The sequence below is a fragment of the Xanthomonas hortorum pv. cynarae genome, assembly GCF_002939985.1.
Taxonomy (GTDB): domain Bacteria; phylum Pseudomonadota; class Gammaproteobacteria; order Xanthomonadales; family Xanthomonadaceae; genus Xanthomonas; species Xanthomonas hortorum_D.
On sequence record NZ_MDFM01000002.1, the window covers coordinates 59344 to 83390 of the forward strand.

Here is a 24047-nt window from a genome sequence, read left to right on the forward strand (position 1 = left end):
TTAGCGCTGCGCGCTCGGCAACTCGTCCCACACCTTCGGGTCTTCGGCGCCCAGCACCCAGCAGCTGAAACCTTCCAGGCCGTACTGCTTCACCATGTCGTAGCGCGCCTTGAAGCTGCGTGCGTCCGGGCGGAACACCCACTCGCGCATATCGTCGCGATAGAAGTAGAACCACGATTCCTGCTCGACCGGATCCCACTGCACGGTGGCGTTCTGTTCGATCGCCAGCGGAAACGATTCATCGGCATCGATATACGTGGCCGCGATGTTCGACGCTTCGGTGCCGTCTTCCTTCACCGGGTTACCGGTGTACCAGCGGTAGCCGTAGGTGGCGATGCCGAGCGAAAGCTTCTCTTTCGGCACCTGGGTGATGGCGTAATCCAGATGCTTCTTCATCCACACCATGCCATCCACCGGGCCGGGCGTGGTCCAGCGGGTGTGCTGGTCGTAGGTCATGATGCTGACCAGATCCGCGGCCTGGCCCAGCGCCTTGAGGTCATACGCACCGCGCCAGTATTCCCACATCCACTTGGAGAACTGGCCGCCTTCGGCATGGCCCGGCGCATTCGGCACCACCGCCACCGACATCTTGAAACCGGCCTTGTGCAGCGCATCGGCGGTCTGCTTGACCATCAGCGTGTAGGCGTCGCGGTCGGTCCAGGCGATGTTTTCGAAATCGAACTGAAAGCCGTAGTACTTGTTTTGCTTGCCGTGGATCAGCAGCGACTCGATCATGCGCTTCTTGGCCGCTTCGTCGTGCATCAGCTTGTGGAAGCCGTCGCGGCCGGTGGTCATCGACAGGATCGGCATCACCCGCAGCTTGTTCTGCTTGGCGATGTCGTACAGGTACGTGTTGGGCGTGCCGTTGACCAGGCCGTTCTGGTCCACGCCGTACCAGGTCGGCACCACCACATCGATCTTGTCGACGTTGGCGATGAACGAGTTGGTCGATTTCTGCGTGTTCATCAGATAGAACAACGCCGTGGGGTTTTTGGCCAAGGCAGGCGCACAGGCAAACGCCAGCGCGAGCAGTATCCAGGTCAATCGCTTGCTCATGAAAACAGCATCCGTCAGGGAGTGGAGGAAGAAAGGTCGATGCGGAAAACGTAGGCGTGTTCGCCGACCGGCTTGGCCGGCAGGGTCAGATGCAGGCCGTCGGCCTGCTGCTCGAACGGCACTTTCTTGCCGTTGGCCAGCAACGTCACACCGCGCACGCCATCGGCGGAGGTGAGCGAGCGGATCACCGCCTTGCCACCGGCCGGCCAGCCGAGTTCGATCGCAAACAACGCGCCATCGCGTGTGGTGAAGCGGAAATCTTCGGCCGTATACGGCTTGGTCTTGACGTCCTGGAAGGTGCCGCCCACCACTTCGGTGGGGCCTTCGCCGTACACGCGCCACGGCTTGCTGTCGTAGATCGCGCCGCCGTTGGTCTTGAGCCACTTGCCGATCGAAAGCAGGATGCCGCGCTCGGTCTCGGGGATCGAACCATCCGCACGCGGGCCGATGTTGAGCATCAGGTTGCCGTTCTTGGCCACCACGTCGGCCAGCATGTGAATGATGAAGGTCGGCGATTTGTAGGTGTCGTTTTCGATATAGCCCCACGAGGCATTGCTCACCGAGGTATCGGTCTGCCAATGGGTGGGATGGATGCCGGTGAGCTGGCCGCGCTCGATATCCAGCGTGCCGGCGCCTTCCGGAAACGCGCCGAGCTTGTAGTTCACCACCACGCCGCGATCGGCCTCGGTTCGCGCTGCGCCCTGGTTGTAGTAGTAGGCCAGCATGGTCGGCAGGCTGCTGCGGAAGGTGGGGTGGGCAATCCACCAATCGAAATAGATCAGGTCCGGCTGATAGGTATCGATCAATTCGGTGGTGCGTGCCAACCAATCGTCCAGCCACGCCTGCGACACCGGCGTCCAGTCGTTGGCCACATCGGCATCGTCCTTGCCCGGCAGGCGCACCTGCGCCGGGCCGTACAGCGCCGCATAGCGCGGATCGTTGACGTCCGAATCGAACTTGCGCCCGCCGTCGAAGAACCAGTTGTGCTCGGCGCGATGCGAGGACAAGCCGAAGTGCAATCCCTGCGCGCGGATCGACTTGGACAACTCGCCCAGCAGATCGCGCTTGGGCCCCATCTTCACCGCGGTCCAATCGGAGAGCTTGGAGTCGTACAGCGCGAAGCCGTCATGGTGTTCGGCCACCGGCACCACATAACGCGCGCCGGAGTCGCGGAACAGCTTGGCCCAGCCATTCGGGTCGAACTTGGGCGCGGTGAACTTGGGAATCAGATCCTTGTAGCCGGAGCTCGCCTGCGGGCCATAGGTCGCCACGTGGTGCGCGAACTCCTTGGAACCTTGCAGATACATGTTGCGCGAGTACCACTCGCTGCCGAACGCCGGCACCGAGAACACGCCCCAATGGATGAAGATGCCGAACTTGGCGTTGTCGTACCACGCCGGCGATTGGTAGTTCTTCAGTGCCGCCCAGTCGGGGCGGAACGGGCCCTTGCGTGCGCCTTGTTCTGCCTCGTGTACCAGCCGCTCGCGCTCGGGTGCGTACTTGGCGGTGGCGCTGAGCCACTGCTGATCGATCTGTTCGGGGCTGAGCGTGGTGGCGGTCGGCGCAGTGGGCGCGGTTGGCGATTGCGCGTGCAACGACAGCACCGGGCAGGCCACCAGCAGAGCGAGCGCAAGCGCGCGACTCCTGGGTACAGCTCCGGCGTGGCGGCGGGATGGAGCCGCGTAGTGGCGGCTATCGGTCGTCATGGGAACTGCACTCCTGTAAGCGAAACGTGTTGGCAAGACGGCAACCGGCACGTGGATGGCGGAAGCGGGCCTGGCGATAGTCCTTCAAGCGCGAAGGGATATGGCCAGTGGCACTTCTGAATGCAACCGATGGCCTGGCGCTGCAGGCGCAACGACAGGCAAAAAAAAGCGCGCCACCGTGGAGGGACGGTGGCGCGCCGGGACTACATCAGAACTTGAAGTTCAACTGGGCCTGGTAGCCGCGGCCGTTCTTGTAGAACGCGGTCGGGGTATCACGCGTGTTGCTGAAGACCCGGTAGGTGGAATCCAGCAGATTGGTCGCGCCGAAGGTGATGCCCATGTAATCGGTGATCTGATACGAGGCGTTCAAATCCAGCTGCTTGTAGGCATCTGCAAAGTCACGCGACTGCAGGCGACCGATCTGGGTGAAGTACTTCGAGCGGTAGCTGTAGTTCACGCGCACCGTCCAGTCGCCGTGTTCCCAGTACGGAATCACGTTGTAGGTATCGCGCGACAGGTACGGCAGGTTCAAGCCGGAGCTGGAATCGGATTCGGCAAAGGTGTAGTTGGCCTGCAAGCCAAAACCCAGACCGAAGGTCTGCTGGTAGTTGACCGACACGCCGGTGACCTTGGCGTCCGACACGTTGACCGGCGTGGTGACCTGGTAATCGCCCGGCCGGGCCGGCGGTGCCGGATTCAACGGCTGCGTGGTGGTAGTGCTTACGATGTAGGAGCTGATGTCGCGATAGAACACTTCACCGGACAACATGCTGGACGGGGCGAAATACCACTCGGCCGCCAGATCGTAGTTGGTGGATTCGTACGGCTTCAGATCCGGGTTGCCGCCGTTGGCAGTCAGATCGCCGGTACCGCTGTTGATGGTGAACGTGCCGGCCAGATCGGCGTAGCGCGGACGCGCGATGACCTTGGCCGCCGAGAAGCGCAGCACGGTGTCGTCGGTGATGTCGTAGGCGATGTTGAAGCTCGGCAGCGCCTTGCGATAGTCGTTGGTCTCGGCAACACGGTCGAAGTTGGTGCCGCCATCGTTGCTCTGCCAGAACTCGGACTTGTCGGTGGTGTCGACCAGGCGCACACCCACGTTACCGCGCCACTGGCCGGATTCGAAGTTCAACTGCGTGTAGACGTTCTGGGTGATTTCCTTGACCTGGAACGAGGCGCCGAAATCGGTGCGGTACGGGCCCTGCGGCTGCGACAATAGATAGTTGCGCACCGAATCCAGACTCGCGGTCGACCAGTTGGTGAGATCGCCACTGGCACCCAAACCGTCGTACAGGCTGCTGGGCGTTCTGCCGGGATTGAACTGCGTCAACGACACTGCGTCGGTGGAGTTGATGCGATTGCCGCGTGCCTCTACGCCATTGTTGTGGTTGATGTACTTGTAGCCGAACTGCAGCTTGGTGAACGGGCCCCATTCCAGGTCGCGCGAGGCGTCCCACTGGAAGTACTTTTCGTCGTCCTTGCTCTTCTGGTAGGCGATACCGCCGGCCTGCATGATAGGCGTCCCTGTACCGGGAACATTACCCACCTGACCTGGTGCCAGGCCTGCCGGATTGCCCGGTAACACCCAGTTGGCCGCGCCACCATTCTCATAATTGACCGCAGTGTTGCGGCCATCAAAGGCGTAGTTATAGCCGCCATCCTGCATCAGGTACTTCATCAGGTATTCGGGGTTCTTGCCACCCGTCGCCTCGGTGTAACCACCCTGCGTGGTGAAGACCCACTTTTCGCCCGACCAGTCGTGACGCAGGTTCAGGCTTTTGGTGGTAACAGTACTTTCGCGATAGATCGTGTCCAGCTGCGAATAGGGTTGGGCAAGACCGTTATCGGCGAAATTTGCAGACGTGACCACGCCATCCTGTACTGTCGCCCTATCGATCAGACGCATATTGTTGATCTGGACCTGGTTTCCGTTCGCGTCCAGCGACCCATCGGCTGCCGGAGAAGAACAGTTCGGGCAGACATAGCGCGCCTGGCTGAAGTTGTTGTACTTGCCCTTGATGTACAGGCCGGTCAGGTTGAACTCGTTCTGCTCGTTGGGCTTCCACTGCAATGCACCCTGCAGGCCGCTGCGCTCGCGGGTCTGCTGGAAGAATGCACTGCTGATGCCGGCCGGCACGCGGGCGGTGGCCACATCGCTGCCGTCGCCGGTGATGGTGGCGCTGGCGGGGATGTTGGCACCGGTGGTGTAGCCGAAGTATTCGATACCGGCGCGTGCCAGGTCCTGCTTGTCGTGCGTGGCGGAGATCAACGCGCCGAAGGTTTCGTCGTCGTTCTTCCAGCTCCACAACGCCGAGCCGCGCGGATTACCTTCTTCCGAGCGATCGTTGTAGTTGTAGCCGATCGAGCCGCGGATGGTGTTCTTGGGCAGGTCCAGCGGCTTGCGGGTGTGCACGATCACGGTGCCGCCGATCGAGCCTTCGTCGATGCGCGCCTCGGGGGTCTTGTAGACCTCCATCAGGCCGATGATTTCCGGCGACAGCAGCGTGTAGTTGAAGGTACGGCCGCTGGTGTCGGTCGGGTTGCCGCCCCAGTCGCCGGAGGCGATGGTCTGGCCATTGAGCAGCACGCGGTTCAATGCCGGGTCGGTGCCGTTGATGCTGACCTTTTCGCCTTCGCCGAACTGGCGGTCGACGCTGATGCCCGGCAGGTGCGAGAGCGATTCTGCCGCATTGATGTCCGGGAACTTGCCGATGTCTTCGGCGCTGATGGCGTCGACGATCGAGTTGGCCGAGCGCTTGACCGCCTGGCTCTTCTCCAGCGAAGCGCGGTAGCCGGTGACGGTGATCGTGTCCAGCTCGGTGGTGGACGAGGGCGCGTTTGGAGCAGCTTGCGGAGCGGCTTGCTGTTCTTGTCCGGCAGCCATGGCAGCGCCGGAGTAGTACAGGGCGGCGGTAATACAGAATGCTAACGTCGTGGTGCGGCTGTGCATGGCTAAACCTCGTTGGTTAGTGCTTTGAGCGCGGATGGCCCGTGGTGAGGCGCAACGCGCTCGGCGTGGCCGGCAAAACAACACGCCCTGACCGATCGCGGTGATTGCGCTGGCACGCGTCGTGAGAAGCGGGTCCAGGCGATTCGCGTGGTAGAGGAGGTGTCCCCCGTGTGGTGAAGCGGTGTGGCGAATGCGACTTCAGCGAGTCGAACGTCGGGTGACGCACCACTCACGAATCCGGAATCGGCAGGCGAGGGGATGGCCCGATGTTCAGTCCCGAACAGTCCATGGCCCCTCCTGCCAGAACCCTGATTTGGATCGAGTCTCGCGTAGCGTTGACAGCGTTGTCAACACATCGTCACAGATCTCTGAAGCGCCTGCGATTGCGCTGCAATGCAGCAAATTTGCGACAGGGTTCCGTTTGCGCCGATGCAGTTGCGCAGCACGGCGTGAGAACGTGCGCATCGCGATTCGCTGTTTCTATGGTGAATTCGCAATGCAATGCGTCCCGACGCTGATTTGTGCGGAAATCGCTGCCACAGATGCGGATTTTTGGTGGATGATGAAATCAACAGCGCCCCGCATAAATCGTGATCGCAACGGTTGCGTTACAGGGCGATTGCTGACAACGTTGTCTACCCGTTACCGTTCGTCGGCTAACGGGACATGACACCGGCCCGCTGCCATTTATCAGGAGAACGCGTGAGCGCAAGCAGCCCAATGGACGCGGTGTCTTTTCCGCGCACCGAAACCTTCGTGGCCGCAGATGTGGGCGGGACGCATGTGCGCCTGGCGCTGGTGTGCGAAAGCATCGATCCACGCAAGCCGGTCACTGTGCTGGACTACCGCAAGTACCGCTGCGCCGATTACCCGGGCCTGGCCGAGATCATGTCGGCATTCTTCGCGGAGCTGGGCTGTGCGCCGGTGAAGCGCGGCGTCATCGCCAGCGCCGGTTACGCGCTGGAAGACGGCAGCGTGATCACCGCCAATCTGCCGTGGGTGCTGGCACCGGGGCAGATTCGCAGCCAGCTCGGCATGCAGGCCTTGCATCTGGTCAACGATTTCGAAGCGGTCGCCTATGCGGCCAATTACATGGTCGGCAATCAGGTCCTGCAGTTGTCTGGCCCCCCGCAGGGTGCAACAGGTCCGGCGCTGATCCTGGGCCCCGGCACCGGGTTGGGCGCAGCGTTGTGGATTCCCAACGGCGCCAACGCGGTGGTGTTGCCGACCGAAGCCGGCCACGCCGCACTCGCGGCAGCCAGCGATCTGGAAGTGGCGTTACTGCAGCAACTGCGCCGCACGCGCACGCACGTGGCCACCGAACATCTGCTTTCCGGCCCGGGCTTGTTGAATCTCTATACCGCGCTGGCCGCACTGCGCAGCGAGTCGGCCGTGCACGCCAGCCCGTCTGACGTCACCGCCGCCGCATTGGCCGGTAACGACACGTTGGCACGCGATGCCTTGCAGGCGTTCTGCGGTTTCATGGGGAGCGTGGTCGGCGACATGATCCTGCTGTACGGCGTGCGCAGCGGTGTCTATCTGGCTGGCGGCTTCCTGCCGCAGATCGCCACCTTCATCGCCGAAAGCGACTTCGTCGCGCGCCTGCTCGACAAGGGCGCCTTGCGTCCAGCGCTGGAGCAGGTGCCGGTCAGCATCGTCGAACATGGCCAGCTCGGTGTGATCGGCGCGGCCAGCTGGTTTTTGCAGCACGGGCGCTGATTCGATCTCCCGTAGGAGCGCACCTGGGCGCGATGAAGCGTTATCGATAACGCCTCGTCGCGCCCAGGTGCGCTCCTACGCTGTAGAGCGAGCATCAGACGACCCGCAGCATCGCCCTATAGATCCCCAAACCGCGACTGCAGCGCCGCAATCGCCGCAAGCCCTGCGGTTTCGGTGCGCAGAATGCGTGGACCCAATTGCAACCCGCTGAAACCAGCCTCGCCGAGGATTGCGCGGTCGCGCGGCGACCAACCGCCTTCCGGCCCGATCGCCACGATCACACGCTGTTGCGCGGCGACCGGCAGCGTGGCCAGGCGATGCTCGCCATGCGGGTCCAGCGTCAGCCGTAGCGCATGCGGATCGCTGGCCTGCGCCGCGTCCTGCAGGCCCAGTGGCGCAGCGACCGTGGGCACGCGTGCACGCCCGGATTGCTCGCAGGCCGAGATCACCACGCTGCGCCAGTGCGTCACGCGTTTTTCCATCCGCGCCGGATCCAGCTTGACCTCGGTGCGCTCGGCGTTGACCGGCACGATCGCCGCAACCCCCAACTCGGTCGCCTTCTGCAGGATCAGGTCCATCTTCTCGCCGCGCGCGATGCCCTGGATCAGCGTGATCGACAACGGCGATTCGTTGCACAGCGGCTGCGCACGTTCCAGCATTGCGCGCGCTTCGCGCTTGCCGGCCAGCGTGATACGCGCGTGGTAGTCGCTGCCGTCGCCGTTGAACAGGATGCAGGCATCGCCCTCGCGCAGTCGCAGCACACGCAGCAGGTGATTGGCCGACTCCTCCGGCAGCGTCACTTCCTGGTCGCAGTGCAGCGGCAGCGCGACATGCGAGCGGGTCAGGCGCATGCAACGGCCTCCTCGATGGCATGGCGGGTGGTGGCAGCCAGCAGCGCAAGCTGTGCTTCGTCCACGCAATACGGCGGCATCCAGTACAGCACATCGCCGAGCGGGCGCAGCACCACGCCCTTGTCGAGGGCCGCGCGATAGGCCTTCAGGCCCACCCGCGCCGCTGCCGGGAACGGCGTGCGCTTGTCGCCGCCCTGGGTGAGCTCGAACGCCACGATCATGCCGGCCTGGCGCACGTCCGCCACGTCGGGGTGTTCACCGATCTGCGCGGCCAATGCGCGCATGTGCGCGGCCGTGTGCTGGTTGCGCGCAATCACATCGTCGTCTGCAAAAATCTGCAAGGTGGCCAGTGCCGCCGCACACGCCAGCGGATTGCCGGTGTAACTATGCGAATGCAGAAACGCACGTTCGCGCGAATCATCGAGAAAGGCGTCGTACAACTGCTGCGTGGCCAGCACCGCCGAGAGCGGCAGAAAGCCACCGGTCAATCCCTTGGACAGACACAGCAGGTCAGGCATGACACCGGCCTGCTCGCAGGCGAACAAGCTGCCGGTGCGGCCAAAGCCGGTGGCGATCTCGTCGGCGATCAAGAACGCGCCATGCGCATCGCATAGTTCGCGCGCACGCCGTAAGTAAGCCGGGTGATACATGCGCATGCCGCCTGCGCATTGCACGCGCGGCTCCAGGATCAGCGCGCAGATCTCGCCGGGCGATCGTTCAAACAACGCCTGCAACGCATCGGCGGCCTGCAGCGCATAGTCTTCCGCGCTCTGTCCGGGCTCGGCCAGATACGCATCCGGCGAGGGCGCAAAGATCGATTCCAGCAGCAGCGGCGCATACACGCGGCGATACAGCGGAATGTCGCCGACCGACAGCGCGCCGATGGTCTCGCCGTGGTAGCCGTTTTCCAGCGCCACGAAGCGGGTGCGGCGATGCTCGCCCCGGTTGTGGAAATAATGGAAGGCCATCTTCAACGCCACTTCCACGCCGGCCGACCCATTGTCGGCATAGAACACTTTAGATAGCGGCGCGCGGCCGGCCTGACGTGGCGCAATCGCCAACAGGCGCTCGGCCAGTTGCACTGCCGGCGCATGGGTGAAGCCGGCCAGCATCACCTGCTCCAGCTCGCCGGCCTGGCGCGCGATGGCCGCGCCGATGCGCGGTTCGGTGTGGCCGAACAGGTTGGTCCACCAACTGCTGACCGCATCCAGATAGTGGCGGCCGTCGTAACCGACCAGCCACGCACCGTCGCCACGCGCGATCGGCACCAGTGGAAGTGTGTGCGGGTGCTCGCGCATCTGCGTGCAGGGGTGCCACAGCACCTCAAGATCGCGTTGCCGCCAATGTTCGGCAGCTTGAGAGGCTGCCGGGTCTGCTAGGATTTCGGGCTCATGAACATGTCGATGCATACGCCTATTCTATCGGTCGCCCCCGCCCCTGCGTGTCACGCATGAGCCCGCGTCTGCCGACCATCCACAAGATCACCGATCTCGGTGACGGGCCGTTCCGTCGCCAGCAACTGGATCTGGAATTTTCCAACGGCGAGCGCCGCTTGTACGAACGCCAACTCAGCCAGGGCCACGGCGCGGTGGTGGTGGTGCCGATGCTGGATGCGCAGACCGTGCTGCTGGTGCGCGAGTACGCCGCCGGCGTGCATCGCTACGAGCTGGGTCTGGTCAAGGGCCGCATCGATGCCGGCGAGACGCCGGAGCAGGCGGCCGACCGCGAACTCAAGGAAGAAGCCGGTTACGGCGCGCGCCAGGTGCAGGTGCTGCGCGCGATGACGCTCGCTCCTACTTATATGAGTCACCAATCCTGGTTGGTGCTGGCGCGCGATCTCTACCCCGAGCGGTTGGTTGGCGACGAGCCCGAAGAGATGGAAGTGATTCCCTGGCCGATTGCCCGTCTGGCCGACTTGATGCTGCGCGACGATTTCTCCGAAGGCCGTTCGCTGGCTGCCCTGTTCATTGCGCGCGAGTGGCTGGAGCGCAATCCATGATCCGCATTCCGATGGAACTGCGCGAAACCGTGATCGCCATTGCCCGCGAGGCGGGTGATGCGATCATGCAGGTGTACGCGCAGGACTTCGCGGTGCAGATCAAGGACGACGCCAGCCCGCTGACCCAGGCCGACCTGGCCGCCAATCGCGTCATCGTCGATGCGCTGCGCCGGGTCACGCCGGACGTGCCGGTGCTGTCGGAAGAATCCGCGCACATCGCCTGGGAAGAACGCCAGTACTGGACCAGTTACTGGTTGGTCGACCCGCTCGACGGCACCCGCGAGTTCGTCAAGCGCAACGGCGAGTTCAGCGTCAACATCGCGTTGATCCACATGGGCGCGCCGGTGCTCGGCGTGGTGCAGGCACCGGTCGATGGCCGGGTCTGGTACGCGGCGCGCGGGGAGAACGCCTACCGCCGCGATGGCCATCGCGACGAAATGCTGCAGACGCGCACGCCCGCCGCCACACCGCTACGGGTGGCCGCCAGCCGTTCGCACCGCGACGCGCGCACCGCGGCCGCACTGGAGCGCATGGGCGAGATCGATGTGGTGGCGCAGGGCTCGTCGTTGAAGTTCTGCCGCATCGCCGAAGGCGATCTCGACGTCTATCCACGCTTCGGCCCCACGTCCGAGTGGGACACCGCTGCCGGCCAGTGTGTGCTGCATGCCGCCGGCGGCGTGTTGCTGGCGGGCGGCTCCGGCAAACCGTTTCGCTACAACCGCCGCGACACCTTGCTCAACGGTGATTTCATCGCGTTGGGCGATCCGAATCTGCCGTGGCGCAGTTGGCTGGTATGAGCGTCGCTATGCCTCAGACCCCGCCGACCGGCGACATCCAGCGCCTGCTGCAGTTGATGGCGCGTCTGCGCGATCGCGAGCACGGCTGTCCCTGGGATGTGGAGCAGACCTTCGCCAGCATTGCGCCGTACACGATCGAAGAAGCCTACGAAGTCGCCGACGCCATCGATCGCAACGACCTGCCGGGCCTGCGCGACGAGTTGGGCGACCTGCTGCTGCAGGTGGTCTTCCATGCACAGATGGCAGCAGAGCAGGGCGCATTCGACTTTGCCGACGTGGTCGCCACACTCAGCGACAAGCTGGTGCGCCGCCACCTGCATGTCTTCGCCGATCAACAGGTCGACGGCGCGCAGGCCGTGAGCGCCAACTGGGAGCAGATCAAGCGCGAAGAACGGCGTGCAGCCGGCCATCAGGACGACTCCGCACTTGCCGGTATCGCACGCGGCCTGCCGGAGTGGCAGCGCTCCACCAAGCTGCAGTCGCGCGCGGCGCGGGTCGGCTTCGACTGGCCCGGCCCGGCACCGGTGCTGGAAAAACTGCAGGAAGAAATCGAAGAATTGCGCGTGGAGTTCGCACGCGGCCCGGTCGCCGACAACCAGGCACGGCTGGAAGACGAGCTTGGCGATGTGTTGTTTGTCTGCGCCAACCTGGCGCGGCACGCCAAGGTCGATGTGGGCGCCGCACTGCGCCATGCCAATCTCAAATTCGAGCGCCGCTTTCGCGCCATGGAAGCGCTGGCGCAGACCGCAGACACCAACCTGGCAGCACTGTCCCTGGACCAACAGGAAGCGCTGTGGCAACAGGTCAAGCGCGGCGAGCGAGGCGAGGATCCGGCTGCTTTCGACCAGCTGGTCGCTGGCAAACCTGCCACCTATCAGTCAGTCGTCGGCGAGCAAGGTCTCGATGCCTCCGACCCGCATCAGGCAGACCGCCACCAGCAGGATTTGAACAAGCAAGATTTCGACAAGCCAGACCGCGCATGAATTCCGCACCGACCACGCTGCTGCTGTTCGCAGCTACCGCGGTCGCCGAACTGGTCGGTTGCTACCTTCCTTATCTATGGCTGCGCAAGGACGGCAGCATCTGGTTGTTGCTGCCGACCGCATTGAGCCTTGCCATCTTCGTATGGTTGTTGAGCCTGCATCCCGAGGCCAGCGGGCGCGTGTATGCGGCCTATGGCGGCGTCTACATCGCCAGCGCCTTGTTGTGGTTGTGGTGGGTGGACCGGGTGACGCCGACGCGTTGGGATCTGTTGGGCGCCGCCTGTTGCCTGCTTGGCATGGCCATCATCATGTTTTCGCCGCGTAGCGTCTGATCGCGCGCATGGCGAGGTCGTGCGGCTGACGCAGCGCCACGCTGGCGACGCACCGAGCATCGCAACGTGCGGATGCAGCGACTCGATGGCAGCTCACAGGAGTGGCTACGCAAATTGCTGCGGCGCGGCGAACACGCCGTTCCCGCAAGCGCGGCCGGGCGGCGATAATGGTCTTCTTTTCCCTTGGACCGGCGCGCATGACCCAGAAGACCATCCTCAACGACACCCATCGTGCGCTCGGCGCCAAGATGGTCGACTTCGGCGGTTGGGACATGCCGATCCATTACGGCTCGCAGCTGGACGAGCACCATCAGGTGCGTCGCGACGCCGGTATGTTCGACGTCAGCCACATGACCGTGGTCGATCTGCACGGCGCGCGCGTGCGCGAATTTCTGCGCTACCTGCTGGCCAACTCGGTGGACAAGCTCAAGGTCTCCGGCAAGGCGCTGTACACCTGCATGCTCAATCCGCAGGGCGGGGTGATCGACGACCTGATCGTCTACTTCATGAGCGAAGAGTTCTTCCGCCTGGTGGTCAACGCCGCCACCCGCGAAAAGGATCTGCAGTGGATCGGCGAGCAGGCCGCACGTTTCGATGTGCGCGTGGAAGAGCGCAGCGACTTTGCGATGATCGCCGTGCAAGGTCCCAACGCACGCGCCAAGGTCATCGAGCTGGTGGATCCTGCCGACAGCGCTGCAGCCAGCAAGCTCGGCCGTTTCGCTGCACTGCAGACACATTCGCGCGATGGCATCGCACTGTTCCTCGCACGCACTGGCTACACCGGCGAAGATGGTTTCGAAATCGTGTTGCCGCAGGACGCGGCGGTTGCGTTCTGGAACGCGCTGCTCGCGCAAGGCGTCAAGCCGGCCGGTCTGGGCGCGCGCGATACCTTGCGTCTGGAGGCAGGCATGAATCTCTACGGGCAGGACATGGACGACGCGGTCACGCCTTATGAGGCTGCGTTGGCGTGGACCATCACCCTGGACGAAGGCCGCGACTTCATCGGTCGCGCCGTGCTCGAGGCGCAAAAGGCGCGGGGCGCGCCACGCCAACTCATCGGTGTGGTCATGGATGAGAAGGGCGTGCTGCGGCACGGCCAGAGCGTGTTCACCGCCAGCGGCGAAGGCGAGATCCTGTCCGGCACCTTCTCGCCCACGCTCGGCAAGGCGATTGCATTCGCGCGCGTGCCGGCCGGCAGCATCGACGACCTGCGCGTGGACATCCGCGGCAAGCAGGTGCCGTTGCGCGCGGTGAAGTTTCCGTTCGTGCGCGATGGCCAGGCACAGCCCGGCGTGCTCGGACAATGAGTCAAACGCTGCCGGGCGTGCAGACGGTCGGCAGCGCGCAACATCGGTAGCAACCAAGCAGTCCTGCACGCGCGTGCACCTGTCTTGTCGCGCGGTCTAAACTAGCCACCTGTCCCTAACCCCAGTTTCCCCGGAGCACACATGAGCGAGATCCCTGGCGACCTCAAGTTCCTCAAATCCCACGAGTGGGCCCGCGTCGAAAACAGCGGCCGTGTGACCGTCGGTATCTCCGACCACGCGCAGGGCTTGCTGGGTGACCTGGTCTACGTCGAACTGCCGGGCGTCGGCGACACCGTGCAGGTCGGCAACGGCGCGGCAGTGGTGGAGTCGGTCAAAGCCGCCTCCGACGTCTACAGCCCGGTCAGCGGCACCGTCGTCGAGGTCAATAGCGCACTCAGCGACAAGCCGGAAACCATCAACGAAGACGCTTACGGCGACGGCTGGATCTTCGTGGTCGAACTCGACGACAAGGAAGAGCTCAACGACCTGCTGTCGCCGGACGACTATGCCGAGCTGCTGGAAGAAGACGCGCACTGATCGCGCCTGGCACATCGCAACCTCGGATGGCCGCTCCTGGAGCGGCCATTTTTTTTTGCACGCCAGGCAGGCTGCGCCGGCGCGCCGGTATCGATTGCAGTGGCCAGCGAACTGCCGCGTTGCCGAGTCCTCGAACGATGCCTGCATGCCAGGTGCCGGTCTCCATCGCCACGCTCGGCGGCCGAGCGAAAAACACCGCACGCGCCAGGCACGCATCACCACCACCGCGTCGAAGGATGTCCGCGTGCAGGCGCGTCGGATTTCTGGCGTGAGCCAATCGTGAGGACGCGGCGTGTGCGTGGTGAAAAAAACTGGCGCTCGCATGCGTCGATGGTCGATCGTTGGACGCGATGCAAGGCATGCATGCATGCATCGAGTCGTCCATGCAGACGCATGCAAGGTGATCGAAGAGCGCAATAAGTTTGCGCATTTGTGCTGATGCGATGCCCCAAGCGCAGTCGTTGGATAAAAAATTTTCAGCTGGCGGACAGGCGACGCGAGACATCACTGCCTTGCACCTCGCGACGCGTCCGTCATGCCGATCCAGTCGCTGCATTTTTGACCGCTTCAAAAAAACAGCACAAAAGAAGTGGTTTTCTGAAAACCCGATTGCACGAATGCGCGCGTCGCTCGCACGCGCATGCCAGTGCAAGGCCTGTCTGGATCACCTCGACGCGGCGCATTGCGATGGCTGGCTGAAAAAAAATTGCAAAAGAGTGTTGACAGTAAAAAAAAGCGTGATTAGGTTTCGCCCAGCAGACGTTGCTGCGAAAGAGAGTGAGCAGAATCGACATCAAGCCGACACGCTTGTTCCAGATGTCCACCGAAGCGCTATCCACGGTGGAGTCGGGTCCGCTTCTCTCCAAGAAAGCAGCAGTCGTTCCGATCACGCACCCGTGTCGCCGTTCGATGCGGGTGTTTCTGTATCCGTCCCGTCGCGCATCACCTGCGGATGGTTCTCGACGACGGCATGCCGTCGCGGGGTTTGGTTCAACTGGGCGTTTCACCTCCATAGTTCACTGACGAGGAGCCAATTACATGGCCACTAAAAAAGCTGCAAAAAAGAAACCCACCGCCAAGAAGGCAGTGAAGAAGACTGCCGCCAAGAAGGCAGTCAAGAAGGTCGCCAAGAAGGCAACCGCTAAGAAGGCAGTGAAGAAGGCTGCTGCCAAGAAGGCCGTCAAGAAGACTGCCAAGAAGGCAACCGCCAAGAAAGCAGTGAAGAAGACTGCCAAGAAGGCAACCAAGAAGACTGCCGCCAAGAAGGCAGTGAAGAAGACCGCCAAGAAGGCAGTGAAGAAGACTGCCAAGAAGGCGACCAAGAAGACGGCCGCCAAGAAAGCAGTCAAGAAGACCGCCAAGAAAGCAGCAGCTCCGAAGAAGGCGACCAAGAAGTCCGCCACCAAGAAGACTGCCGTAAAGAAGGTCGCCAAGAAGAAGCCGGCCGTTCGCAAGAAGAAGGCCGCTCCGGTCGCGCTGCCCGCAACTCCGGCGCCGCTGATCTGATCTGCAACACCCGATCGCCGTAAACATCGAGCTCTCTCCCCGACGCCCAGCGGGGAGGGAGCTTTTTTATTGGGTCGCTCTCAACAATCGCGAACGCCAAAAACAACAAAGGCGACCGAAGCCGCCTCTGTCTTGAATCGCTGCAAACGCTAACTCAGCGCGGCGATGCCACCGACTTGCCGGACGAGGCACCCTTGCCGGCAGGATCGGGACGCTCGGCCAGCATGTTCTCGCTGCCGAAGTCGCCATCCACATCGATGTCCAGCCAACGCTTGGCCGGCAGGCCGAGTGCGCGATCCAGGATGGTCGGCAGCATGCCCGACGGCAGACCACTCTCGCCGTTCCACATGATGGCGATGCCAAGGTCGCGCTCGGGCAGCAGCGCGACCAGGCCGCGATAGCCCTGCACCGCGCCGGCATGGAAGATGACTTGATGGCCGGCGTAATCGAACACGCGCCAGCCCAGCGCGTAGCTGGCAGCGTCCACACGCTCGTGGCGCCAACCCGAGCGCATCTCGCCCGGTGTGGAGATCAACGGCGCATGCAGCGTCGCCAGCAGCGGCGCTGGCAGCACGTCGGTGCGGTGACCGGTGTGTGCAAGCAACCACTGCGCCATGTCGCTGGCGCTGGCGTTGACGCCGGCAGCGGGCGCCAGGCGGTAGTAGGTCGGCTTGGGCGTCAGTGCCACCCAACCGCCGCGGCTGCGCACATGCGGGCGTGCCGCATGCGGGCTGGCCTGGATGCCGGCCAGGCCCATGCTCGCGTCATTCATGCCCAACGGCTTGAAGATGCGGCGCTCCACCGACTGCTCATAGAAGCTGCCGGAAGCGGCGAACACCACATCGCCGACCAGGCTGAAGGCCACGTTCTGATACGCATAGCAATCGCCCGGCGCGCAGCGCAAGGGTGCAGCGGCGAGCTTGTGGCTGAGCGAGTAGTAGTCGACGTTGGATTCGATATCGCGGTCGTAGGCGTTGCGGGTCAGGCCAACGCGGTGGCTGAGCACCTCGGCGACGGTGAGCTGATGGGTGGCGACGTTATCGCTGAGCTGGAAGCCGGGCACATAATCGACCACCTTGCTGTCCCAACGCAGCACGCCGTCGTTGACCAGCAGGCCGGCCATGGTGCTCGCGAACGCTTTGGACAGCGAAGCAAGACGGAACACGGTGTGGCCATCGACCGGCTGCGGATGATTGACGTCGGTGACGCCATAGCCGCGCGCGCTGAGTACTTTGCCGCCCTGCACGATCGCCATCGCAATACCGGGCACGCGGTTGCCGTATGTCAACTGATTGGCCATCGATTCGAACGCGGCCACATCGAAGCCGGCCGCCGGTGCCAGCACACTGCTGGCCGGAAGCGAGGCGCGATACTGCAGCGGAGCGGTGGGCGACTGTGCGGCGGTGGCCGGCTGCAGCGCAAAGGCAGCTGGCGCGGGCGTCTGCGCGGTGGAAGAGAGGGCCAGGGGCAATAACGCCCCGAGCAGCCCGATGGCCAACGGACGAAACCGTCGGGGCCTGCGCATTTCAGTCATGGTTGTCCCGCCTGTTCCACTGCCTCCGGCGATTCTAGCGCCGCGCTTCGCAATAGCACAAACTGCCAGAAGATGAATGGGCATCATATTGATCCTATTGATGATTTTAGGTTCAGAAATCGGGCTGCGCGGAGCGCTTCGAGTGCGCCTCGGCACCTGTGCAGATGTGGCTGCAAGCGGCGTGCCGTCTGGATGCAGGATCAGTCCGTTGTGTTCTGCGCCGCGGCGCTGGTGGTGCTGCGCCGCATCGGCTAACTTGCGCGCTTCCTTCGTGGGTGCCGCCGCTGCCATGTCCACGCTGTCGGGCCCGTTTGTGCAGGCGATTTGTTCACCATGACCAGCCGATTTTCTTCGTCGCAGTCTGCGGCTGGCCGTTTGAGCGGCGCGTTGCGCAGCTCGCCGACGCTGGCGTGGAGTTTTCTGTATTTCTTCTGCCTGCTCAGCGGGTATTACGTGCTGCGCCCGGTGCGCGAGGCGATGAGCGCCTCGGCGGATGTGGAAGCGATCTTTCCCACCGGCATGATCGCCTTCTTCGCCGCGCATGGCATGCCGCTCAAGGACTTCACCCTGCAGGTGCTGTTTACCTGCACCTTCCTGATCATGGTGTTGCTGCAGCCGGTCTACGGCGCATTGGTCAGCCGCTATCCGCGCCGGGTGTTCCTGCCGGCGGTGTATGGCTTCTTCATCGCGACCCTGTTGCTGTTCTACGTGTTGTTCGATAGCGGCGTGCCCGGGCGCGGCATGGCGTTCTTTTTGTGGGTGACCGTCTTCAACCTGTTTGCGGTGGCGGTGTTCTGGAGCTTCATGGCCGACGTCTTCAGCAATGCCGAAGCGCGCAGTTACTACGGTTACATCGGTGCTGCCGGCACGCTGGGTGCGTTTCTCGGGCCGATCCTCACCCGCACCCTGGTCGAGCGCATCGGCATCGCGCATCTGATGCTGGTGTCGGCCGGGTTTTTGACGGTATGCATGGTCTGCGTGCTGCGTCTGCGCTTGTGGGCGGTTGCGCGCGAGCAGGAGCGACAGCTGAGCTCCGGCGAAGTGCCGATGGGCGGCGATGTGCTCGGCGGGCTCAAGTTGATCGTGCGCGAGCCGTTGCTGCGCTGGTTGGCCTTCATGGTGTTGTTCGGTGTGGGCGTCGGCACCTTGCTCTACAACGAGCAGGCAGCGCTGGTACGGCGGCTATACACGGACGCAGCGGCGGCCACCGCCTATTACGCGAGCATCGATCTGGCGATCAACGCGCTCACCCTGGTATTGCAGCTGCTGGTGACGCGCGCGCTGTTGTCGCGTTTCGGTATCGCACCGGCGCTGTTGATTCCGGGTGTGGCGATCACGCTTGGCTATGCCGTGCTGACAGCCTCGCCGTTGCCGATGATGATCGCGATCGTGCAGGTGATCACGCGCTCCAGCGAGTTCGCACTGGCCAAGCCGGCGCGCGAGACCTTATACACGCGCGTCGACCGGGAATGGCGTTACAAGGCCGGCGCGGCGATCGACACCGTGATCTACCGCGGTGGCGATCTCACCTTCGTGTGGGTGCACAAGCTGGTGTCGGCATTCGGCTCCAGCGCCGTGTTCGGCGTCGGTCTGCTGGTGGCCTCGGGCATGACACTGGGCGCATTCGGTCTGCTGCGCGAGGCGCGCAAACTGCCTGCCGAGCGCGATGCGCAGACCGTCAGGCAGACCTCCGACTAACAGTGGCTGGCAAAACTACTTTGCTGCCATCAGGCGGACGCGACTGTTGCTGGGTACTGCGTGTACCACTCGTACTATGCCGGCTTTGAGTACGCCGTCCGCAGCCACCTGCCATTGCTCGCAACGTTTTTACAGCCACTTCAAGGCAGCGAATCTTTGTTGCCTTGTCGTAGTTGGACAGTGCTGAAGCTCACCTGCAGAGCGGATGATCTCAGGGCTAGAGCGGCTGATCTGCGGCCTGGCTGCAGGGCCCTTGCCCGCCCACCCTCGCGGGACACGCCGCAAGTACGTCCGTGTAGGCTCTTACGCGGCATCCATGCCGCGTAAGGTCCCGCGACGGTGAGCGGGAAAGGACCAATCAAGAGTGTCGGTGTGTAGGGTGCAAGCAGTGCATGACGTGCTTCCAATTCGCTAACTCTCATGTAGATGCGGCCTGCATCAGCAGGCCGATGTAGCCTGAGAGATGGCCCGCTTTTCACAAAGCTAGCGATCAGCTCCCTGGTGCGGTGTCCTCACCGCTTGCGGGATCGTGTGGCGGCATGGATGCAGCCACCGAGCCTACATGGACGTACTTGCGGCGTGTCCCGCGGGCGGCGAGGGCATCGCGCCCTCGACCAACGCGGCTTGGGACCATCGAGATGACGCAAAGAGCGGCAACAAAATGCTGCGCTCACTTTCAGGCTGTCGCGGCCGGTGTTCGGCGAGGCATGTAGCACCGGGGCACTCCGATCCTGAGCGCGCCCTACGTGCCACCGGTCGAGAGCTCGCGACCTTCTATCAGCCACTCAAGGAGCAGGCAGCAAGCCACGGCGCGGCTGTCAAACAGCGGCTGTCAAACATACGTAGCCGGTGCGCGCATGGCAGCGCTTTACTCGTACACGCAGGTCTTGCATCTCTTCCGCCCGTCTTGCGGCAGCATGAGGTTTGATCAGCTGCTTCGGACCGGATGACTGCAATCGCGACTATGCTGGCTGCCACGTTCATTACGCCAATCTGCCATGTCCCTGTTCGCCATCGTCGCCGGCCTGTGCGTCGCTCTGCTGCACGTCTACATCCTGGTGTTGGAAATGGTGCTGTGGACGCACCCGCTGGGCCTGAAGACCTTCCGCAATACCCTCGAGAAGGCGCAGGCCACACGCGTGCTGGCCGCCAACCAGGGCCTCTACAACGGCTTCCTGGCCGCCGGTCTGTTGTGGGGCGCGTTGCAGGCCCGCACCGACGTGCTGAGCTTCTTCCTGGGCTGTGTGGTGGTGGCGGGTTGCTACGGCGCCTATAGCGTCAACCGTCGCATCTTCTTTGTGCAGGCGTTGCCGGCGTTGATCGCGTTGGTATTGGTGTGGTTGCCGCGCTGAAAGTTCTGCCAGCAGCGTGTTCGCTTCCTGTAGGAGCGGGCCTGACCGCGATGTGGCGTTACCGGTAAAGCTTCATCGCAGGCAAGCCCGCTCCTACGAAGGTGTAGCCGCTGGTAACTGTCTGAGGACCAAGGCGGCAACCCACTTGCGAGATTGCCAATCTCCACAAACAACGACGGCGGGCCGAAGCCCGCCGTTGTCTACTGTCACCTTGGCCTGCGCCTTACGCCGCTTCGCGCGGCTGCTGTGCCTGCGGCTTGTCGTAGTAGCTGGCCGCACGCAACTCATGCGGATCGAAGTCGTCGACGGTGATGGTATCCATCATGATCGCGCGCAACTCTTCCAGCTGCTTGCGCTCGTCTATGGTGATCACGCCTTCGGCCACGGCCTCATCCAGCTGCGCGGGGAAATCCAGTGCTTCGATCCCCTTGGTCTTGAGCGCCTTGAGGAACTTGCGCTCCACCGGCTCGGCCAGCACGGCCTTGGCCAGGTAGCTGGCGATACGGCCGCCGGGATTGTTGGCACATGGGGTCAGAAACACACCCTGGCCCAGACGGTCGCGTGCTTCGTTCGGCGTCATCAGGATCGATGCCACGCGATGGCCCAGGCGGTCGCCCGGCGCTTCAGCACGACGGCCGAGCGGGAAAATCAGCACCCACATCAGCCAACCCACCGGACGGATCGGGAAGTTGCGCAGCGCGGCCGACAGCGCGGTCTCGATCTTGTGCACGCTATCGTGGAACGCCCATGCCAGCAGCGGCTGATCGGCGGCCGGTGCGCCTTCGTCGTGATAGCGCTTGAGCATCGCGCTGGTCAGGTAGATGTGGCTCAGCACATCGCCCAAGCGACCGGACAGCGATTCCTTGAACTTGAGCTTGCCGCCCAGCATCAGCATCGACACGTCGGCCATCAGCGCCAGGTTGGCGGAATAGCGATCCAGCTTGCGGAAGAACCGACGCGTATAGGCATCGCCCGGTGCAGCGCCGATACGTGCGCCGGTCAAGCCGAACCAGAACGAGCGCACCGCGTTGGAAATGCCGAAGCGGATGTGACCGAACAGGCTCTGATCGAAGTCTTCCAGACCGCGACGCGTATCCGGATCCTGCGCCGCCTTCATTTCCTTCATTACCCACGGGTGGCACAGGATCGCGCCCTGGCCGAAGATCAGCAGGCTGCGGGTCATGATGTTGGCGCCTTCCACGGTCACGCCGATCGGCGCCGACTGCCAGGCACGGCCGGCGAAGTTGCGCGGCCCCAGGATGATGCCCTTACCGCCGATCACATCCATCATGTCGCTGACCACTTCGCGGCCCATGGTGGTGCAGTGGTACTTGGCGATCGCCGACGGCACCGACGGCACATCGCCACGGTCCACCGCCGCTGCAGTTGCCTGCGACAACGCACTGATCGCATAGGCCTTGCCGCCGATCCGTGCGAGCGCTTCTTCCACGCCCTCGAAGCGGCCGATCGACAGACCGAACTGCTTGCGGATGCGCGCATACGCACCGGTCACCACCGCCGCATACTTGCCGCCGCCGCTGGCCGTGGAGGGCAGGGTGATCGAGCGGCCCACCGCCAGACATTCATTGAGCATGTTCCAGCCCTTGCCGACCATGTCCACGCCACCGATCAACTGGCTGAGCGGAATGAACACCTCGTTGCCACGGATCGGGCCGTTCTGGAAGGTGGAATTCAGCGGAAAATGCCGGCGACCGATTTCGACTCCCGGCGTTTCGCGCGGCAACAGCGCCAGGGTGATGCCGATGTCCTTGTTGTCGCCGATCAAGCCTTCCGGGTCGTACATGCGGAACGCCAGGCCGATCAGCGAAGCCACCGGTGCCAGGGTGATGTAACGCTTGTCGAAGGTGAGCTTGACGCCGAGCACGTTGGCGCCATTCCACTCGCCCTTGCAGACAATGCCGTAGTCCGGGATCGAGGTCGCATCGGAGCCTGCGAACGGGCCGGTCAGACCGAAGCACGGTACTTCAGTGCCGATGGCCAGACGCGGCAGGTAATAGTCTTTCTGTTCCGGCGTGCCGTAATGCAGCAGCAACTCGCCCGGCCCAAGCGAATTGGGCACACCGACAGTGGAGCTGACCACGCTGGAGATCGAGGACAGCTTCTGGATCACCTTGTGGTGCGCCAGCGCGCTGAAGCCCAAGCCGCCGTATTGCTTCGGAATGATCATGCCGAAGAATTTCTGCTTCTTGATGTAGTCCCACAGCTCCGGCGGCAGATCGGCATGGACGTGGGTGATCTCCCAGTCGTTGACCATCTTGCACAGCTCTTCGACCGGGCCATCCAGAAACGCCTGCTCTTCGGCAGTGAGCTGCGGCTTGGGATAGTTGAGCAGCTTCTGCCAATCCGGATCGCCGGTGAACAGCTCGCCTTCAAACCCCACCGAGCCGGTTTCCAGCGCAATGCGCTCGGTCTGCGACAACGGCGGCAGCACCTTGCGGAAGAAGCCCATCAGCGGCGTGGTCAGCAGCGGCTTGCGCAGGAACGGCAGCAAGACAGGCGCCGACACCAGCACCACCAGTACGGCAGCGACGATGGTTGCGGTGAGATTGGCACCCAGCAACCAGCAGGCCACCAGCACACAGGCGCTCAGCGCGACCCAGGTGGCAAGGCGCATGCGGTGGTAGGCAGCGATGCCCGCCGCCAGGATGACGAGGAGGAACGGTGCAACGATGCTCATGGTCTTGCTCCAGTGACATGCTCGGTAATGTTGGACGCTGCGATGGTGCCAACCGAGGGCAGTGCATCCAGATAATGCAACACGGTGGCGGTAAAGGTGGTGTTGTCGTCGCCGGCCAGCATGTGCGTGGCATCGGGCAACTGTACGTGCTGCGCATGCGGGGCGATCGACAGGAATTCGCTGATGGTGTCCGGTGTGACCAGATCGCTGCAACCGCCGCTGATCAACAGCATCGGGCAACGCACCTGTGACGCGGCGTCCAGCAATGCCTGCTGCTGCGTATGCGGATCCTGTCCCGCCAGTTCGTCGATCAGGCGCGGGTCCCAATGCCAGTGCCAACGCCCGTCGGCACGCTGCCGCAACAAGGCCTGCAACTGGTCTGCGGTCTTGCGCGGACGATGCGGCAAGTATGCGGCAATCGCGTCTGCCACCGCATCCAGCGATGCGAATCCGCCCGGATGTGCAGTCATGAAACGCAGGATGCGCTCCACGCCCCGCGTATCCCAGCGCGGCGTGATGTCGACCAGCACGATCGCCCGAAACAAACCCGGCCAGCGCGCCTCTGCCAGCAGACCAAACAGCCCGCCCATCGAGGCGGCGACCAGCACCGGCGGCTCGGATTGCTCACCGGCGAGCACGATCAGATCGTCGGTGAATTGCGTGGCCGAGTAGGGCACCTCAGCATCGTTGACGCTGGAATCGCCATGCCCGCGTGCGTCGTAAGACAGCGCCCGGTAGCCGGCTTCCGCCAAGGCGGTGGCCGTGCCTTCCCATGCGTGTCGTGTCTGACCGAATCCATGTGCCAACAGCACGGTCGGTGCGTGCTCCGTGCCCTGCGCCGACACCGCAAGCAACGTCTCACCAATACGGATGTTGGTGACAGACGTAATGCAGGCGAGGCTAGAGGAAGAGGTGACCATACCTAATGGTATGGATCTAGTGCGCTCACTGTCAATACTCAGTGGTATGGATGGTTAAGCCATTGAATCCTGGCGGTTGTGCCTGCATTTTCTGCCGCATAC

18 protein-coding genes and 1 other RNA gene are annotated in these 24047 nt (G+C 63.3%); 11 read left to right on the plus strand and 8 right to left on the minus strand.

What is annotated here, in order from left to right; all coding sequences use genetic code 11:
• The 3 genes from XcyCFBP4188_RS01705 to XcyCFBP4188_RS01715 all read right to left on the minus strand — a co-directional run bounded on the left by XcyCFBP4188_RS01705 (position 1) and on the right by XcyCFBP4188_RS01715 (position 5712).
• On the minus strand, positions 1-1056 hold the full coding sequence (locus XcyCFBP4188_RS01705; RefSeq protein WP_104591529.1) for a glycosyl hydrolase family 18 protein: 1056 nt from the start codon (positions 1054-1056) through the stop codon (positions 1-3).
• A 14-nt stretch (positions 1057-1070) separates the two neighbouring features.
• On the minus strand, positions 1071-2762 hold the full coding sequence (locus tag XcyCFBP4188_RS01710; RefSeq protein ID WP_006451445.1) for an alpha-L-fucosidase: 1692 nt from the start codon (positions 2760-2762) through the stop codon (positions 1071-1073).
• Between the two features lie 208 nt (positions 2763-2970).
• Positions 2971-5712 (minus strand): TonB-dependent receptor, encoded by a 2742-nt coding sequence (locus tag XcyCFBP4188_RS01715; RefSeq protein WP_104591530.1) that lies wholly within the window; start codon positions 5710-5712, stop codon positions 2971-2973.
• A gap of 720 nt (positions 5713-6432) precedes the next feature.
• Between XcyCFBP4188_RS01715 and XcyCFBP4188_RS01720 the strand changes: the two genes are divergently transcribed.
• Positions 6433-7431 (plus strand): glucokinase family protein, encoded by a 999-nt coding sequence (locus tag XcyCFBP4188_RS01720; RefSeq protein ID WP_006451447.1) that lies wholly within the window; start codon positions 6433-6435, stop codon positions 7429-7431.
• Between the two features lie 116 nt (positions 7432-7547).
• Here the strand turns inward: XcyCFBP4188_RS01720 and XcyCFBP4188_RS01725 are convergent, their stop codons facing one another.
• Both XcyCFBP4188_RS01725 and bioA read right to left on the minus strand, forming a co-directional pair.
• Entirely contained in the window at positions 7548-8282 is a 735-nt protein-coding gene (locus XcyCFBP4188_RS01725; RefSeq protein ID WP_006451448.1) for a 16S rRNA (uracil(1498)-N(3))-methyltransferase, read from the minus strand.
• On the minus strand, positions 8273-9691 hold the full coding sequence (gene bioA / locus XcyCFBP4188_RS01730; protein ID WP_043909538.1) for an adenosylmethionine--8-amino-7-oxononanoate transaminase: 1419 nt from the start codon (positions 9689-9691) through the stop codon (positions 8273-8275). The genes XcyCFBP4188_RS01725 and bioA overlap by 10 nt, the downstream gene beginning before the upstream one ends.
• Before the next feature lie 41 nt (positions 9692-9732).
• On the opposite strand from bioA, the gene nudE reads away from it, so the two are divergent.
• The 7 genes from nudE (at position 9733) to XcyCFBP4188_RS01765 (ending at position 15743) form a co-directional block, all read left to right on the plus strand.
• The gene (nudE, locus tag XcyCFBP4188_RS01735) at positions 9733-10281 is read left to right on the plus strand and encodes an ADP compounds hydrolase NudE (RefSeq protein WP_006451450.1); all 549 of its coding nucleotides are present in this window, start codon (positions 9733-9735) and stop codon (positions 10279-10281) included.
• Positions 10278-11078, plus strand: coding sequence for a 3'(2'),5'-bisphosphate nucleotidase CysQ (gene cysQ / locus XcyCFBP4188_RS01740; RefSeq protein WP_006451451.1), 801 nt, complete (start codon positions 10278-10280; stop codon positions 11076-11078). The genes nudE and cysQ overlap by 4 nt, the downstream gene beginning before the upstream one ends.
• 8 nt (positions 11079-11086) lie before the next feature.
• The gene (gene mazG, locus XcyCFBP4188_RS01745; RefSeq protein WP_233397305.1) at positions 11087-12061 is read left to right on the plus strand and encodes a nucleoside triphosphate pyrophosphohydrolase; all 975 of its coding nucleotides are present in this window, start codon (positions 11087-11089) and stop codon (positions 12059-12061) included.
• Complete coding sequence (locus XcyCFBP4188_RS01750; protein ID WP_006451453.1) at positions 12058-12393, plus strand: YnfA family protein; 336 nt, start codon at positions 12058-12060, stop codon at positions 12391-12393. Before mazG ends, XcyCFBP4188_RS01750 begins: the two co-directional genes overlap by 4 nt.
• Positions 12394-12590: 197 nt before the next feature.
• Entirely contained in the window at positions 12591-13700 is a 1110-nt protein-coding gene (gene gcvT / locus XcyCFBP4188_RS01755) for a glycine cleavage system aminomethyltransferase GcvT (protein ID WP_104591531.1), read from the plus strand.
• A 141-nt stretch (positions 13701-13841) separates the two neighbouring features.
• The gene (gene gcvH, locus XcyCFBP4188_RS01760; RefSeq protein ID WP_006451455.1) at positions 13842-14237 is read left to right on the plus strand and encodes a glycine cleavage system protein GcvH; all 396 of its coding nucleotides are present in this window, start codon (positions 13842-13844) and stop codon (positions 14235-14237) included.
• Between the two features lie 1086 nt (positions 14238-15323).
• Positions 15324-15743 carry a histidine biosynthesis protein HisIE gene (locus XcyCFBP4188_RS01765; protein WP_080955290.1) on the plus strand — a complete coding sequence of 140 codons (420 nt, stop codon included), beginning with the start codon at positions 15324-15326 and terminating at the stop codon, positions 15741-15743.
• 154 nt (positions 15744-15897) lie between these two features.
• On the opposite strand, the gene XcyCFBP4188_RS01770 is transcribed toward XcyCFBP4188_RS01765, so the two are convergent.
• Positions 15898-17277, minus strand: coding sequence for a serine hydrolase domain-containing protein (locus XcyCFBP4188_RS01770; RefSeq protein WP_006451457.1), 1380 nt, complete (start codon positions 17275-17277; stop codon positions 15898-15900).
• Between the two features lie 333 nt (positions 17278-17610).
• Here XcyCFBP4188_RS01770 and XcyCFBP4188_RS01775 point away from each other — a divergent pair, with 333 nt between their 5' ends.
• The 3 genes from XcyCFBP4188_RS01775 to XcyCFBP4188_RS01790 all read left to right on the plus strand — a co-directional run bounded on the left by XcyCFBP4188_RS01775 (position 17611) and on the right by XcyCFBP4188_RS01790 (position 20327).
• A complete protein-coding gene (locus tag XcyCFBP4188_RS01775) occupies positions 17611-18975 on the plus strand; it encodes an NTP/NDP exchange transporter (protein ID WP_043909554.1) in 1365 nt (454 codons plus the stop codon).
• Positions 18976-19035: 60 nt separating this feature from the next.
• Positions 19036-19112: non-coding RNA, sX9 sRNA (locus XcyCFBP4188_RS01780), on the plus strand.
• A gap of 861 nt (positions 19113-19973) precedes the next feature.
• Positions 19974-20327, plus strand: a complete 354-nt coding sequence (locus XcyCFBP4188_RS01790) for a DUF1304 domain-containing protein (protein ID WP_006452676.1) — start codon at positions 19974-19976, stop codon at positions 20325-20327.
• Positions 20328-20550: 223 nt separating this feature from the next.
• Here XcyCFBP4188_RS01790 and XcyCFBP4188_RS01795 read toward each other — a convergent pair whose 3' ends face one another.
• Both XcyCFBP4188_RS01795 and XcyCFBP4188_RS01800 read right to left on the minus strand, forming a co-directional pair.
• The gene (locus tag XcyCFBP4188_RS01795; RefSeq protein WP_006452677.1) at positions 20551-23025 is read right to left on the minus strand and encodes an acyl-CoA dehydrogenase; all 2475 of its coding nucleotides are present in this window, start codon (positions 23023-23025) and stop codon (positions 20551-20553) included.
• Positions 23022-23945 (minus strand): alpha/beta fold hydrolase, encoded by a 924-nt coding sequence (locus XcyCFBP4188_RS01800; RefSeq protein ID WP_006452678.1) that lies wholly within the window; start codon positions 23943-23945, stop codon positions 23022-23024. Before XcyCFBP4188_RS01800 ends, XcyCFBP4188_RS01795 begins: the two co-directional genes overlap by 4 nt.
• Positions 23946-24047 lie beyond the last annotated feature (102 nt).

What these genes read in the sequence shown, in the direction of transcription:
- XcyCFBP4188_RS01705 (WP_104591529.1), bottom strand. Translation starts at nt 1,056, where the DNA reads ATGAGCAAGCGATTGACCTGGATACTGCTCGCGCTGGCGTTTGCCTGT.
- XcyCFBP4188_RS01710 (WP_006451445.1), bottom strand. Translation starts at nt 2,762, where the DNA reads ATGACGACCGATAGCCGCCACTACGCGGCTCCATCCCGCCGCCACGCC.
- XcyCFBP4188_RS01715 (WP_104591530.1), bottom strand. Translation starts at nt 5,712, where the DNA reads ATGCACAGCCGCACCACGACGTTAGCATTCTGTATTACCGCCGCCCTG.
- XcyCFBP4188_RS01720 (WP_006451447.1), top strand. Translation starts at nt 6,433, where the DNA reads ATGGACGCGGTGTCTTTTCCGCGCACCGAAACCTTCGTGGCCGCAGAT.
- XcyCFBP4188_RS01725 (WP_006451448.1), bottom strand. Translation starts at nt 8,282, where the DNA reads ATGCGCCTGACCCGCTCGCATGTCGCGCTGCCGCTGCACTGCGACCAG.
- bioA (WP_043909538.1), bottom strand. Translation starts at nt 9,691, where the DNA reads ATGCATCGACATGTTCATGAGCCCGAAATCCTAGCAGACCCGGCAGCC.
- nudE (WP_006451450.1), top strand. Translation starts at nt 9,733, where the DNA reads ATGAGCCCGCGTCTGCCGACCATCCACAAGATCACCGATCTCGGTGAC.
- cysQ (WP_006451451.1), top strand. Translation starts at nt 10,278, where the DNA reads ATGATCCGCATTCCGATGGAACTGCGCGAAACCGTGATCGCCATTGCC.
- mazG (WP_233397305.1), top strand. Translation starts at nt 11,087, where the DNA reads ATGCCTCAGACCCCGCCGACCGGCGACATCCAGCGCCTGCTGCAGTTG.
- XcyCFBP4188_RS01750 (WP_006451453.1), top strand. Translation starts at nt 12,058, where the DNA reads ATGAATTCCGCACCGACCACGCTGCTGCTGTTCGCAGCTACCGCGGTC.
- gcvT (WP_104591531.1), top strand. Translation starts at nt 12,591, where the DNA reads ATGACCCAGAAGACCATCCTCAACGACACCCATCGTGCGCTCGGCGCC.
- gcvH (WP_006451455.1), top strand. Translation starts at nt 13,842, where the DNA reads ATGAGCGAGATCCCTGGCGACCTCAAGTTCCTCAAATCCCACGAGTGG.
- XcyCFBP4188_RS01770 (WP_006451457.1), bottom strand. Translation starts at nt 17,277, where the DNA reads ATGACTGAAATGCGCAGGCCCCGACGGTTTCGTCCGTTGGCCATCGGG.
- XcyCFBP4188_RS01775 (WP_043909554.1), top strand. Translation starts at nt 17,611, where the DNA reads ATGACCAGCCGATTTTCTTCGTCGCAGTCTGCGGCTGGCCGTTTGAGC.
- XcyCFBP4188_RS01790 (WP_006452676.1), top strand. Translation starts at nt 19,974, where the DNA reads ATGTCCCTGTTCGCCATCGTCGCCGGCCTGTGCGTCGCTCTGCTGCAC.
- XcyCFBP4188_RS01795 (WP_006452677.1), bottom strand. Translation starts at nt 23,025, where the DNA reads ATGAGCATCGTTGCACCGTTCCTCCTCGTCATCCTGGCGGCGGGCATC.
- XcyCFBP4188_RS01800 (WP_006452678.1), bottom strand. Translation starts at nt 23,945, where the DNA reads ATGGTCACCTCTTCCTCTAGCCTCGCCTGCATTACGTCTGTCACCAAC.